Origin of the sequence: Salipiger aestuarii, assembly GCF_003259905.1 — a bacterium.
In the GTDB taxonomy this organism is placed as follows: Bacteria; Pseudomonadota; Alphaproteobacteria; order Rhodobacterales; family Rhodobacteraceae; genus Salipiger; species Salipiger aestuarii.
Window position 1 is genome coordinate 23,124 of the sequence record NZ_QLMG01000015.1, and the last position, 13,449, is coordinate 36,572.

Annotated in this window: 10 protein-coding genes and 2 pseudogenes; 9 read left to right on the top strand and 3 right to left on the bottom strand. The window is 63.5% G+C overall.

From position 1 onward, the window contains the following. Positions 1-41: 41 nt before the first annotated feature. Together ATI53_RS09795 and uvrB are read right to left on the bottom strand one after the other, a co-directional pair. Positions 42-796: pseudogene (locus ATI53_RS09795) on the bottom strand (IS5 family transposase); the annotation flags it as partial. Between the two features lie 69 nt (positions 797-865). Beyond that, positions 866-3,064 carry an excinuclease ABC subunit UvrB gene (uvrB, locus tag ATI53_RS09800; protein WP_009504632.1) on the bottom strand — a complete coding sequence of 733 codons (2,199 nt, stop codon included), beginning with the start codon at positions 3,062-3,064 and terminating at the stop codon, positions 866-868. 207 nt (positions 3,065-3,271) lie between these two features. On the opposite strand from uvrB, the gene ATI53_RS09805 reads away from it, so the two are divergent. From ATI53_RS09805 to ATI53_RS09825, 6 genes and pseudogenes are all read left to right on the top strand, one after another. Further along, complete coding sequence (locus tag ATI53_RS09805) at positions 3,272-3,583, top strand: ETC complex I subunit (protein ID WP_009504633.1); 312 nt, start codon at positions 3,272-3,274, stop codon at positions 3,581-3,583. Positions 3,584-4,010: 427 nt separating this feature from the next. Next, positions 4,011-4,193, top strand: a pseudogene (locus ATI53_RS09810) (IS3 family transposase); the annotation flags it as partial. Further along, on the top strand, positions 4,190-4,390 hold the full coding sequence (locus tag ATI53_RS09815; protein ID WP_111550308.1) for a hypothetical protein: 201 nt from the start codon (positions 4,190-4,192) through the stop codon (positions 4,388-4,390). The pseudogene ATI53_RS09810 and the gene ATI53_RS09815, both read left to right, overlap by 4 nt. Positions 4,391-5,359: 969 nt before the next feature. After that, entirely contained in the window at positions 5,360-5,548 is a 189-nt protein-coding gene (locus ATI53_RS22965; protein WP_146609906.1) for a hypothetical protein, read from the top strand. Positions 5,549-5,685: 137 nt separating this feature from the next. Beyond that, complete coding sequence (locus tag ATI53_RS09820) at positions 5,686-6,231, top strand: YaeQ family protein (protein WP_111550309.1); 546 nt, start codon at positions 5,686-5,688, stop codon at positions 6,229-6,231. A 347-nt stretch (positions 6,232-6,578) separates the two neighbouring features. After that, on the top strand, positions 6,579-7,775 hold the full coding sequence (locus ATI53_RS09825) for a GAF domain-containing sensor histidine kinase (protein WP_009504635.1): 1,197 nt from the start codon (positions 6,579-6,581) through the stop codon (positions 7,773-7,775). Positions 7,776-8,195: 420 nt separating this feature from the next. Here ATI53_RS09825 and ATI53_RS09830 read toward each other — a convergent pair whose 3' ends face one another. Then, positions 8,196-8,996 carry a sulfotransferase family protein gene (locus ATI53_RS09830; RefSeq protein WP_009504636.1) on the bottom strand — a complete coding sequence of 267 codons (801 nt, stop codon included), beginning with the start codon at positions 8,994-8,996 and terminating at the stop codon, positions 8,196-8,198. Between the two features lie 194 nt (positions 8,997-9,190). Here ATI53_RS09830 and ATI53_RS09835 point away from each other — a divergent pair, with 194 nt between their 5' ends. From ATI53_RS09835 to ATI53_RS09845, 3 genes are read left to right on the top strand one after another with little or no spacing between them, the layout of a single operon-like run. After that, entirely contained in the window at positions 9,191-11,230 is a 2,040-nt protein-coding gene (locus ATI53_RS09835) for an HAD-IIB family hydrolase (protein WP_240778580.1), read from the top strand. A gap of 1 nt (position 11,231) precedes the next feature. Then, the gene (locus ATI53_RS09840; protein WP_111550311.1) at positions 11,232-12,395 is read left to right on the top strand and encodes a glycosyltransferase; all 1,164 of its coding nucleotides are present in this window, start codon (positions 11,232-11,234) and stop codon (positions 12,393-12,395) included. Continuing rightward, positions 12,388-13,362: a glycosyltransferase family 2 protein gene (locus ATI53_RS09845; protein WP_111550312.1), complete on the top strand. Its 975-nt coding sequence runs from the start codon at positions 12,388-12,390 to the stop codon at positions 13,360-13,362. Before ATI53_RS09840 ends, ATI53_RS09845 begins: the two co-directional genes overlap by 8 nt. Positions 13,363-13,449: the final 87 nt, after the last annotated feature.

Below are 13,449 nucleotides of genomic sequence, written 5' to 3' on the forward strand. Positions count from 1 at the left end.
ACATCCTGCCCTATGGCATCTTCGACTAGGCTCAGGATTCCTAACCAATAGATGACGGTTGCTGCGAGGGCGCTGGCTGAGAGGAAGACCTTCGGACATCTGTCCTATCGGGTCGCCCCGCGCCTCCAGCCCTTGAGCCTGCCAAACATGATCTCGATACGATTGCGCCGCTTGTATCGGCGCTTGTCGTATTTGACCGGTGTCTTGCGTTGCTCCCGGCCGGGAATGCAGGGGCGTATCCCCTTGTCCTGCAACGCGTCGCGGAACCAATCGGCGTCATAGCCGCGATCTCCGAGCAGCCAGTCGACCTTCGGCAAGCCACCGAGCAGCGCCCGTGCGCCGATGTAATCGCTGACCTGTCCAGCAGTGACGAACAGGTCGATCGGTCGACCCTGGCTGTCGCAGATGGCGTGCAGTTTCGTGTTCATGCCGCCCTTGGTCCTGCCGATGAGGCGTCCACGCCGCCTTTTTTCGCGGCCAAGCAGGTCGCGGTACGGTGGGCCTTCAGATAGGTTGCGTCGATCATCACGGTCTTTTCCTCGCCGTGTTCGGCGGCCAACCCAATCATCATCCTGGCGAAGATGCCTTTCTCGCTCCAACGCTTCCACCGGCTGTAGAGCGTCTTGTGCGGTCCATGCTCCCTGGGGGCGTTGCGCCAGCGTAACCCATTACGATTGAAGAAGATAATTCCGCTTGGCACACGCATGTCATCGACGCGTGGCGTGCCGTGCGACTTCGGGAAGAAAGGGGCAAGCTTGGCCATCTGCTCGTCGGTCAGCAAGTAAAGGCCGCTCATGCCACCGCTCGGTTTGCCGAGCCGTGAACCACGCAGCGCACTGAAAATCAATGCATCCTGAGCCTAAGCCTACCGCTTGCGCCGCTTCACATTCCCGCCGTGCTGCCCCGGCCGCCCGGCCGTGGATCGTCCGCGCGATTTTACCGCCGCGTCCGAGGCGCGTTCGACCGCCTGTTGGCGGGCCAGCGGGTCGTCGGCGATGGCAAGATCCACGGCTTCCAGCCGCTTGACCTCGTCGCGCAAACGCGCGGCCTCTTCGAATTCGAGGTTCTCGGCGGCCTTGCGCATGTCGGTGCGCAGCCCTTGCAGGACCGCTTCGAGATTTGCGCCGGCGCGGCCCTTATCGACCGTCGCCGTGACGCGGTTCATGTCCACGTCGCCCTTGTAAAGCCCGGCAAGAATGTCATCGACGTTCTTCTTGATCGTGGCGGGGGTGATGCCGTGTTCCTCGTTATAAGCAATCTGCTTGGCGCGGCGGCGGTCGGTTTCGGCCAGCGCGCGTTCCATCGACCCGGTCTTGCGGTCGGCGTACATGATGACCCGGCCTTCGGCGTTGCGCGCCGCGCGCCCGATGGTCTGGATCAGCGAGGTTTCCGAGCGCAAGAAGCCCTCTTTGTCCGCATCCAGAATCGCCACCAGCCCGCATTCGGGAATATCCAGCCCCTCGCGCAGCAGGTTGATGCCGATCAGCACGTCGAACGCCCCAAGGCGCAGGTCGCGCAGGATCTCGATCCGCTCGATGGTGTCGATGTCGCTGTGCATGTAGCGCACCTTGATGCCCTGTTCGTGCAGGTATTCGGTCAGATCTTCGGCCATGCGTTTGGTCAGCACGGTGCACAGGGTGCGATAGCCGGCTTGCGTGACCTTGCGGATTTCATCCAGCAGATCGTCGACCTGGGTGGTCACGGGGCGGATTTCGATCATCGGGTCGATCAGGCCAGTGGGGCGGATCACCTGTTCGGTGAACACGCCGCCCGCCTGGTCCAGTTCCCACGACGCGGGCGTGGCGGACACGAACACCGATTGCGGGCGCATCGCGTCCCATTCCTCGAATTTGAGGGGTCGGTTGTCCATGCAGGATGGCAGGCGAAAGCCATGTTCGGCCAGGGTGAACTTGCGCCGGTAATCGCCCTTGTACATCCCGCCGATCTGCGGGACCGAGACGTGGGATTCATCGGCAAAGACGATGGCGTTGTCGGGGATGAATTCGAACAGGGTGGGGGGCGGTTCGCCCGGCGCGCGGCCCGTCAGGTAGCGGGAATAGTTTTCGATGCCGTTGCAGACGCCGGTGGCCTCCAGCATTTCTATGTCGAAATTGGTGCGCTGTTCCAGCCGCTGCGCTTCCAGCAACTTGCCCTCGTTCACCAACTGGTCGAGCCGCTGGCGCAGCTCTTTCTTGATGGCGATCACGGCCTGATTCATCGTCGGCTTGGGCGTGACATAGTGCGAATTTGCATAGACGCGGATGCGTTCAAAGCTGCCGGTTTTCTGCCCCGTGAGGGGGTCGATCTCGGTGATCGCCTCAAGTTCTTCGCCAAAGAACGACAGCCGCCAGGCGCGGTCTTCCAGGTGGGCGGGCCAGACTTCCAGGCTGTCGCCGCGCACCCGAAAGCTGCCGCGCTGAAAGGCCTGATCGTTGCGCTTGTATTGCTGCGCCACAAGGTCGGCCATGACCTTGCGCATTTCGTATTCATTGCCGACCAGCAGATCCTGCGTCATCGCGCCGTAGGTTTCGACGGACCCGATGCCGTAAATGCACGACACCGAGGCGACGATGATCACGTCATCGCGTTCCAGCAAAGCGCGGGTGGCCGAATGGCGCATCCGGTCGATCTGTTCGTTGATCTGCGATTCTTTCTCGATATAGGTGTCGGACCGTGCGACATAGGCCTCGGGCTGGTAGTAGTCGTAGAAACTGACGAAATACTCGACCGAATTGTCGGGAAAGAAGCTTTTGAATTCACCGTAAAGCTGTGCCGCGAGCGTTTTGTTGGGGGCAAGGATGATCGCGGGGCGCTGGGTTTCCTCGATGATCCTGGCCATGGTAAAGGTCTTGCCGGTGCCCGTGGCCCCCAGAAGCACCTGGTTGCGTTCGCCCGAACGGACCCCTTCGGACAGTTCCACGATCGCCGTTGGCTGGTCGCCCGCCGCGCTGAATTCGGTGTGCATGGTGAACCGCTTGCCGCCCTCAAGCTTTTCACGGGTCTTTACGTCCGGGGCCGGGGCGTGCATCAGCGGGACTGACTTGTCGGAATGGGCATAGGGCATGAACGGTTCCTTGACGGGCAGGTGCATGATGTGCCCCCGGCGGCGCGATTTTCAAGTGTTTCGCGCATCATGTCACGCTTTGACACGAAGCCGTCCGACCGCGTGCCGGCGATGCGGTGCAGACCCGAAACTATCCCCAATGCCGCGCGCTCTCTTGCCCTGTCGCGGCATATCCCGGATAACACCGATGACCAACGGAGGGATTCCATGCGCGCACGGATTTACCAGCCTGCCAGGACCGCGATGTCCTCGGGTCAGGCAAAGACGAAACACTGGCTTCTGGAGTTCTCGCAAAGCTCGGCGCGCGAGGTCGATCCGCTGATGGGCTGGACGTCGTCCGACGACACCCAAAGCCAGGTCCGCCTGTCGTTCGACAGCAAGGAAGCGGCGCTTGATTATGCGCGCGAACATGGCATCGACGCCGTTGTCGCGTCTCCGCACAAGCGCAAGCCGAACGTTCGGGTGCGTGGCTATGCCGAGAATTTCGCCGTGGACCGGCGCGGGGCCTGGACGCACTGAGCCTGTTGTAAATCGGGATCAAGTTGTGGCCGAATGGGCAACAAGATCCGGCCGAGGTCTATTTTGAAGGGCGTGGATGCATCCCGCTTTCAGTCGGCTTCGCAGTTATTCCTTTTGGCAGCTGGTCCAGTGAGGCGCTTTGACCGGCAATAAGATTTCGGATGGATACGCTTGGCCAGCGGGCATCCTGCGCTTGTTGAAGCTACTGAACTGAGAGGCCGATCGCTTCGGCGAGGAGTCAGAGAAAGCAGATGAATGCGCAAACGGAAGCATAAGTCTGCGCAAGGGCTGTCAAGGGCGAAACGTATCGCCCGGTGCGCCTGGGTTGCTTTCTGAAAGACGGCAATAGAGGCGCCGGGGCGGATGCTCCGGCGCCTTTTGCGTCTGGAGGGGATGCGCGGTTCGTGGCATGAAGCCGCGGATCCGGCGGAGGGTCGTTGTGCCCTGGCGCTACGACGACAACACGGTCAGGCCGCATTCCTCGCTGGAGAACCAGACACCGCAGCAAGCGCGCCGAGTGCTTGAGCAATTTGAGGGCTCCGCGCCCGGCGCGCGTGCGCCAGACGGAGAAGCCGAATACCCAGATCCAACCTGCAGACTCTCGTCATGAATGAGGGACCGGCAGGGGGCAGGTCACTCCGCGAGAAGGTGGATGACGTCGAGATCCTGCGCTGGGATGGAGATATTAGCGCCATCTCGGTCCGCGCAGACAACGGCCCATGGCTGACCGTGCCGGCATGCGATGAGAAATGGATCGGCAAGACCGAGCTCGACTTGATCGCCGAGCAGGGAGCGTTCTGCCCTTAGTGCCCAGAACCGGGCCCGGCTCAGTCCGCGATGTTGTCTTCGGCCGGAAGCATCTGGATGAGCTTCTGGCCAGGATTGCCTATTTGCCGGAAGTCGATCCCTTCTGCGATGGAGGTCTCCATCCGATTTCCTCTGCCTGCCAGCGTGGGGCCGGTCGCTTCGAACACCTCTTCGCCGAAATTCTCCAGGGGAAAATTCCGGCATTTTGAAATCCCGACCGGACAGGAATCGGATCCATCGTTGTCGATGTCGGCACCTTGGTCGGCGCGAAAAACGCGGCCTGAACAGCCATCGCAGATCTGGAGATCAAGCCCGCCTAGGCGGGCTTTCCCTTTTCGATTTCAAGGCTTCGCGGGATCTTACCCCGATTTTGCGAGATCCTTGCTCACAGCCCGAAATGTCGTAAATAACCCCTTGAATATAGGTGGTTTTTCGGATCACTTGGAGACAGCCTCGGCCCGACTTACAGAGCTTTTTGTAAATCGGGGCAAGGTTGTCTGGGACTCGGGATGACGATTCCGCGAAGACGGTCACGGATCAACATATTGTGCACCAACCCGGCATTTGTGGCAAATGTTGAATGCGAGGCAAAAGTCTGCGTGGCGTATAAGAGAGTGCATTTCCACAAGATCCGAATGTGCCGCGCTTTTGCGGTCCTTTGGCCATGGCGCGAAGATCTGGCGGGGCTGCGCTGCGGCCGGTGCCCGGCACATGGGCTGTTTCAACGCGAGAGGTCAGGGTGACGGGCAGGCCCCTGACCAAGAAAAACCTCGTTGCTCTTGATGCCGACACGTCGGCGAGCTTGCTTCTGGAGGCGGTGAAAGCCGGCGCGGCAGCCGGGAGAGCGCATGCTTTCCGGCGGTCGCGGTCTGAGGCGGTCACCGCTGATGTGCGCAGAGGTTTTGTCCCGACCCGCCGGGCGCGCGGCTTCATGTCCTGCAAGTCCCACACCAAGCTGACTAGGGATCCGTGGATTTAGCCCAGCCGATCGAGACATGGGTGGCGGTCGATGCCCTCGACGTGGCTTTCGATTTGCTCCGGGCGCAGTTCCGCCTTGCGCCAGCCCGGCCGCACGGGCGCCGATATGACCCGGCGGGACGTAGCTGCGCCGAGGGCGATGTGGACGGCTGGCTGGCGCAACAGGCGCCCGGCAACTGACCGTGTGAGCCGGGGTCTGGTAGCCCGGGTTCAGCGTTCTTTGACGGCGGCACAGGCGCCGGTGTCATGGCCGCTTTCCAATTCACCGCCAAGCGGGTAGGCAACGCCAACCTTTCCCGATCTGGAGCGCAAGGGTCATGGCATTGAATGCCACCATCTACAAAGTCGAGCTTTCCGTTTCGGACATGGATCGCAATTACTACGAGACCCACAAACTGACCATCGCCAAGCATCCTTCGGAGACGGATGAACGGCTGATGGTTCGCCTGGTGACTTTTGCCCTGAACGCCCACGAGCAGCTTGAAATGACCAGGGGCCTGTCGACGGACGATGAGCCCGACATCTGGCAAAAGAGCCTGAGCGGCGAAATCGACCTCTGGGTGGCGCTCGGGCTTCCCAGCGAAAAGGTGATCCGCCAGTCCTGCAACAAGTCGGCGAAGGTGGCCGTCTATCCATACGGAGGCCGCGTTGCGGACCTGTGGTGGGACAAGATCAAGGGCACCACCACGCGCTTTTCCAATCTTGAAGTCACGGCCTTTTCGGATATCGACACCAGCGCTCTGGCGGCTCTGGCCAGTCGCGCGATGAAGCTTCAGGTCAACATACAGGACGGCGATGTGATGGTCAGCGTCGGTGACAGCATCGTTTACATCACGCCGATGCAGTGGAAGGGCGCAGCATAGCGTTTTCGACGTTTGCGGGGGTGATTGGCGTGCGTTTCGGGCTTTCGCCGGGCGAACCCGGAGTGAGGGTGCCGCCGGTGAACGGGCTTTGCGACGTCGGTCCGGTGATGTGTTCTGGCACCGTTTCATGCGGATATGCCAAGCGCGAAATCTCATGCGCGCCGCAGTCACGTCATCCAGGCATGGCCGACCGACGGGAGCGTGGACAAAGCGGTTGTTCTTGGGTCCCATCAGTCACATTATTGCCTCAGACCCTTTTTGTGCCAAGTGGTGCAGACTCCGGCGTGAGGACGGATTTATCGAATGAGCGCGGATCGTTGGGTGCGCGTTTCGGAAAGTAGCCATCAATGACGAAGCAACATGATTTTCAAAACGACATTGATGCGATTGCGCGCAGCAAGACTGTACCCACTTTGCTTGAAACCGTCATCCTGGCGACCGGGATGGGGTTTGCGGCAGTCGCCCGGGTAACGGCGTCGCGCTGGGTCACATGCCGCGCCGTCGATCAGATCTCATTCGGTCTCACTCCGGGCGACGAGTTGGATGTCGAAAGCACGCTCTGCCACGAGGTCAGACAGTTTGACCGCGAGATCGTGATCGACGACGTCCGGAGCGACCCGGTCTACATCAATCACCACTGCCCGTTACGCTACGGATTCCGCAGCTATGTGTCGGTTCCGATCCGCCGCGCGGATGGGTCGTTCTTCGGCACGCTCTGCGCCATTGATCCAGAACCGCGCTCGCTGAAGAACGACCGCGTCCTCGACATGTTCCGGCTGTTTGCCAAGATGATTGGCGAAATTCTGGATGCGGAAGAGGAGCTTACGAAGAGCAAGGACGATCTGTCACACGAACGGGCGCTTGCCGGGGTGCAGGAACAGTTCATCGCCATCCTGGCGCATGATCTGCGTAACCCCGTCAGTGCGCTGACGGCCGGTCTGCGCCTGATCGAACGGGGGAACATCGACAGCCAGGGCAAGGATATCGTTGCCCTGATGCGGGCGTCTGTCAATCGCATGGGGCTGCTGATCGAGAACCTGCTGGATCAGGCACGCAAGCGCAACGGGGCCGGGATCGTCATCAACCGCACCCGGACCGATGACCTTGCCGAATCTCTGGCCCAGATTATCGCGGAGATTCAGGCGGTCGCGCCTGAGCAGGACATCCGGGCCGACATAGATCTGCCCGTCCCGGTCAGTTGCGACCCGCCGCGCGTGTCGCAGCTTTTTTCAAACTTGCTCGCGAATGCGGCGAGTCATGGTGCTCAGGAGGCGCCGATCCGGATCAGCGCCCGCGCCACCGAGCAGAGCTTCACCCTCTCCGTCGCTAACGGCGGCAAGAGGATTCCGGACGACATGCTGCCAACCCTTTTCATGCCGTTCGAGCGTGGCAACAATCGCCCAAGCCGCAAGGGGTTGGGTTTGGGTCTTTTTATCGCATCCGAGATCGCAAGCGGCCATGATGGCACGTTGACGGTCAAATCCAGCGACCTGGAAACCGTATTCATCTTTCATATGCCGAACAATCAGCAGCCGCCCGCCTGATGCCATTCCATAAGGGCTGTTTGCGACATATGCGCAGTCCACGTCGTTAGACGCTGCCAAAAACCAGTCAATTGTTGATTGCGCCGGCGACCGCCAACAGCCATCGTCGGGGATTGCGCGGGCGCCCTTTCAAATCGCGCCTTCGGACGCCCGTGGCGTGCAGCAAGGCCCGCGACGGTGTGGCGTCGTGCCGATAGCGCGCGTCCGGCGTGACGTTCAGGCGCCCGCCCCATCGGCATTCGACTGGCGGCAAACAGCAGCTCGGGGCGACGAGACTATCTCTGGTGACATTGCTGCGCGATGCGCGGATCGGACAAGGGGATGGACCTCCGGTTCGCTGTTCAGCCGGCGCGTTGACGGCGTCGATTTCGGTACAGATCAGCTCGGCGTGGACGCTCGGTATCGACGCCTGCGCGCCATTCATTCCGGGCCGCATGCGACGGCAGAGGAGGCCGGGCAGCTTGCCACCTGTTCACGCACCGATCGCAGGGCATGGCGGACGTACAGCCTGGTCGGCAGCACCGACATCCCGGCGCCATAGCCCCACGGCGCGGCGCGGCGCGACTGCGCCTCATCCAGCCGGGCGTGGCCAGCGTATCGGGCGTTGCCGTCATGCACATCCGCCACCGGGGCGGAGGTCGCGACCTGCAGGAATGCCGCGAGCCGCGCCACCGCACGCGCGGGATCGGCCACCAGGTCCTCATAGCGCAGAACAAGCGCAGAATGCAGGTGGCGCAGATCGTCAGCGACGATGTCGTGCGCGTCGAGCCAATGTGTCAGCATCACACCGGGGGCAAGGTCAACCCATTTGGCGCTGGCCATCGCGACCGCCTCGGGATGGCGCGTCACGACGACAAACTGCGACAGCGGGAAAAGTTGCTGGTACAGCCGCATTCGCGTCAGGTTGACAGGCGACTTCTCGACCCGCCAGTGACCCGGGCCGAAATGCGGCGCCCAGTCGGCTTCGATCCGTTGCCGGGTTTCCAGCCGGTTACAGGCGCTGTCTTCGGCATGGTGTTGGCCGGGATCGGTGGCAAAGCGCATCGGCGCACCGTGCAATGCGGTGTGCGCGATCGCGCCTTGCAGGTAAACGCCTTCGTTTTCAGGGACCGGCGCATCGGTGATCGCCGCAACGCCGGGCAGTCCGGCGATCAGCCGCGCCACAAGACTGGTTCCAGAGCGGTGAAGCCCGCCAACGAAAACATATCTGTGGCTGAGCATCGCGACCCCCGGGTTCCATATCCGCCCCGACCTAGCGCGCCGGCCCCGCCCGCCAAGGGACGCCGCGCGAACCAAGGCCGATCACGGAATCTCGACCAGGCACAGGAACCAACCGCAGGTGGTGACGTTGTCACCTCACGGAGAGCGGCGCTTTCTGTTTTCACATTCCCGACTGCGAGGATCTCATGCGGATCATGCACATCGCCCTGGGCGGCTGTCTGGCCGCCCCTCCGGTTTCGTATGGCCTCACCGAAGACACCGGTGGCCATATCGCCTATATTCTTGGCGCTGCGTGCGCGCAGGCGAAACGGGGGGATGTCACGGAAGTGACCATCGTGACCCGCGCCTTTCAGGACGATGCCCTGGGCCCCCGGTTCTGGCAGCCCGAAGAACAGGTCGGCCCCGCCCTGCGCATTCTGCGCCTGCGCACCGACAACCGCGACTACCTGTCCAAGGATGCGCTCGCAGACGAACTGCCGCGCCTTGGCAATGCTTTTCTCGCGCTGCTCGACGATATGCGCGATGCACGTCCCGATATCCTGCATGCCCACTTTGCCGATGCCGCCGAACTCGCCATGGCCGCGGAGCGCGCGTTCGGACTGCCCTGGCTTTATACCGCGCATTCGCTTGCCGCCGAAAAGCTGGCGCCGGGGGAAACGCCCGGCCCCACAGTTTCCCGCCGCATCGCCCGCGAAGCAAAGGCCGTGCGCCGCGCCCATGGGATCATCGCATCATCGCGCGACGAAGCCGAGCGGCAGATCCCCCGGATCGACCCGACCGCCGAAGGGCGGTGCTTTCGCATCGGTCCCGGCGTGTCGCTGCGACATGACGGTTCGGCCCTGCGCGCGCGTGATTTCATGACGCCGTTCCTGCGCGCGCCGGAAAAGCCGGTCATCCTGGCAATTGCCCGACCGATCGAGAAAAAGAACCTTGTCGCACTGGTCGAGGCTTATGGCCAGGCGCCCGACCTTCGGGAGCGGGTCAACCTGGTGATCCTTGCGGGGTTGCGCGGCGGGATGCACGGCGGCCCCCCGGAACAGGACAAGGTGATCGGTGCGCTCTTTGACGCGGTCGACCGGCATGATCTTTGGGGACGCGTGGCGCTGCCCCGGCACCACGATGCCCGCGATGTGGCGGATCTGTATGAACTGGCGGCGCGGGGGGGCGTGTTCTGCAACCCGGCCCATCACGAACCCTTTGGGCTGACACTGATCGAGGCCGCCCATTACGGTGTTCCCATCGTGGCAACCGCAAATGGCGGCCCTGTCGACATCGTTGAAACGCTGGACGCGGGCGAACTGATCGACCCCGCCAGCACAGCATCTATCGCCGATGGGCTGCGCCGCTCGCTTGATGACCCCCATAGGGTGGAAAAGGCATGCAAGGCAGCTCAATACGCGAAAACCCATTACAACTGGATCGGCTGGGCCGCGCGGGCGGGCCGGATTTCCGCGCAGCTTTTGTCGCCCGCAGCATCACTGCAGCGCCAAAATCAGCCTGACGATTTCCTGCTTGCCAGCGACATCGACGGAACGCTGACCGGCTGCCCAGACGGGGCCGCAGCGTTCCGCGCCTGGGTGTCACAGGGGGATCACCTGCCGTGCTTTGCCGTCGCCACGGGCCGCTCGGTGATCGAGGCGCGCCGTGTGCTGGCCGATTGGGATCTCCCCGAGCCGGACACCATCATCGCCTCGACCGGCAGCGAAATCTGGCGGCGGTCAGGGCGCGACTATCACCTGTGCGATCGGTTCGCCGCCCGGATCGGTGCCGATTGGCGCCCCCTCGCGCTGCGCGAAATCCTTGGCAGGCTTGGGGCCACTTATCAGCCGCGCCACGACCAACGCCGCTGGAAGATCAGTCTGCTGGGCGCGGCGGATGACGCTGCCAGGATCAGCGCGGCGTTCACCCGCGCCGGGCTGCGGGCGCGCGTCGTGGCATCGCACGCGCGCTTTGTCGACATCCTGCCCGTTGCCGCCGGCAAGGCCGAAGCCATTCGGTTTGAGGCGGCGCGGCGCGGGCTGTCCCCCCGCGATGTGGTTGTCGCCGGTGACAGCGGCAACGACGCGTGCATGTTGGGCGCCTTTGAGCATGCCATTCTGCCGGCCAATGCCTTGCCCGAACTGGACGCGCTGAAGCGCGGCTACCGCTCGCCCCGGTCCCATGCCGCCGGCGTTCTGGACGGGATCGCCCATTTTGGCCTGAGCGCCGCGCCCATGATGATGGCGGGGGAATAGCATGCGTGATTTCGCCCCCCCCGACCTGCGCCCCTTTGGATATTTCGTACATCATCAGGGGCGCGGCCACGCCGAGCGCTGCGCCGCACTCGTCAATGCCCTGCCCGAGGCGCGCCCGGTGCGCATCTTCTGCGCGCGCGACGATATATTCCCGCCGCTGCGGCCCAATGTCACGATAACGCGCATCCCGTCGCTGTTCGAACCCACGGGCCAAGAACCCGCCGGCGCGGCGCTGCTGGACACGCCGGAAACCATGCACTGCGCCCCCGTCGGCTGGCGCGGTATTCGGCGCGCAATGGGACAGATGGCCGCGTTCTTCATGGCAGAAGCCCCGGCGTTGATGATCGTCGATGTCTCGGCCGAGGTCGCGCAGCTGGCACGCCTGTGTTCGGTTCCGCACGTCAAGATCCTGCAACATGGCGACCGCACCGATCCCGGCCACCGCGCGGCCTATGACAGCGCCGCCGGGCTGCTGGCTCCGTTTCACTCGGCCCTGGATCAGCCGGAATGGGCTGGCTGGGCGGACCGCACGCATCACGCGCCGGGTCTTGGGCTGCGCACGCGCATGCCGTCGCAAGACGCCGCGCGTCAACGGCTGGGTCTTGGTGGCGCGACCGTGGCGCTGGTGGTCAGCGGGCAGGGCGGCAACGGGCTGGCCGAGGCGCCGCTGGGGGTCGCCGCGCGCGGTTTCCCGCAGATGCGCTGGATCACCATCGGCGAGGTCCAGCGCGACTGGCACGCCACCGTGCCGCCCAACCTGGAACACCGGGGCTGGGTCGATACCGCGTCAGATCATATCGCCGCCGCCGACGTGGTGGTTTCCTCGACCGGAAACACCACATGCGCGCAGGTTCTCAGCGCCGCGCGCCCGTGGATCGTGGTGCCCGAATGGCGGTATTTCGACGAACAGGTTGAAAAGGCACGCGCCTTGGACAGTGCGGGCGCGGCGCTGCACCTGCCGCATCTGCCCGGCTCGGCTCATCGCTGGCGGCGCGTGATGCACCAAGCGATGGACCGCCACGACCCCGACCGCCAGCGCGCCCTGGCCGGAAATCCGGACGCCGCGACCGATGCCGCCAGCTGGCTGGAACGGCTGTCCGCCCGGCTGTGGGACATGGCCCCCGATTTTCAACACCACGACCAAAAGGACCCGACCCATGCGTGACGTATCCGCCCTGACCATCGCCCGTGGCCGCCACGATCATCTGTGCAACGTCATCCTTGGGCTGGCCGGTCAAACCCGTCCCCCGCGCGAACTGGTGATCGGCGTCATGCAGCCCGACCCCTACGCGGACCTGCCGGAAACGCCGTTTCCCGTCCGGCAGATCATCGTTCAGCGCGACGATGGTGAATTGCCACTGGCCGCCGCACGAAATGCCGTCGCGAACGCCGCCAAGGCAGAGGTGCTGGCCTTTGTCGACGTCGATTGCATCCCGCACCCCGACCTCATTCGCGATGTCGCGACGGCCTGCGGTCCGGGGCAGGGGTTGGTGATGGGCGAGGTCGCCTATCTGCCCGCAGGGGCCACGGAAACCGGGCTGGATTTCACCCGATTCGACCAGATCGGCGTGCGCCATTCCGACCGGCAGGCTCCGCCGCCCGAGGGCCTGCGTCCCTGTCCCGATTACCGCTGTTTCTGGTCGCTGAACTTTGCCATGCACCGCGATGACTGGGCCCGCACCGGTGGTTTCGACGAAGGCTATTACGGCTATGGCGGCGAAGACACCGATTTCGGACGCGACCTTGACGCGCGCGGCATCGACATCTGGTGGATGAAGGGCGCCAAGGTCTATCATCAGTACCACGACCATTGCATGCCCCCCATCCATCACGTCGCTTCGGTGCTGCGCAACGCCGATCACTTTGCGTCGCGCTGGGGGCACCGGACCATGGGGCACTGGCTGCACGGGTTTCACCTTATGGGGCTGATCGACAACGCGCCCGAGGGCCTCACCATCCTGCGCGACCCGGATGAGGCGGATTTTGCGCTGTGCCGCCAAACCGGCGATATGCCCTATGCCAACACCCGGCGGGTGATCGACCATCTGGAACGCGCGGTCGGCACCGAAGCCGGCCGGCGCGCCAGTGCCGAACGCTCTGCCGCCGCGTTCACCGCCATCGCGGCAGAGTAACCGATGCGGATCGCTGTCATCGGACATGTGCGGTTTCCGATCGCCCCCCCGTTTATGGGGGGCATGGAATCGCATTGCTGGCACCTG

Excerpts from the sequence above, each read along its gene's own strand:
- uvrB (WP_009504632.1), bottom strand. The coding sequence starts at position 3,064 with ATGCCCTATGCCCATTCCGACAAGTCAGTCCCGCTGATGCACGCCCCG.
- ATI53_RS09805 (WP_009504633.1), top strand. The coding sequence starts at position 3,272 with ATGCGCGCACGGATTTACCAGCCTGCCAGGACCGCGATGTCCTCGGGT.
- ATI53_RS09815 (WP_111550308.1), top strand. The coding sequence starts at position 4,190 with ATGAATGAGGGACCGGCAGGGGGCAGGTCACTCCGCGAGAAGGTGGAT.
- ATI53_RS09820 (WP_111550309.1), top strand. The coding sequence starts at position 5,686 with ATGGCATTGAATGCCACCATCTACAAAGTCGAGCTTTCCGTTTCGGAC.
- ATI53_RS09825 (WP_009504635.1), top strand. The coding sequence starts at position 6,579 with ATGACGAAGCAACATGATTTTCAAAACGACATTGATGCGATTGCGCGC.
- ATI53_RS09830 (WP_009504636.1), bottom strand. The coding sequence starts at position 8,996 with ATGCTCAGCCACAGATATGTTTTCGTTGGCGGGCTTCACCGCTCTGGA.
- ATI53_RS09835 (WP_240778580.1), top strand. The coding sequence starts at position 9,191 with ATGCACATCGCCCTGGGCGGCTGTCTGGCCGCCCCTCCGGTTTCGTAT.
- ATI53_RS09840 (WP_111550311.1), top strand. The coding sequence starts at position 11,232 with ATGCGTGATTTCGCCCCCCCCGACCTGCGCCCCTTTGGATATTTCGTA.
- ATI53_RS09845 (WP_111550312.1), top strand. The coding sequence starts at position 12,388 with ATGCGTGACGTATCCGCCCTGACCATCGCCCGTGGCCGCCACGATCAT.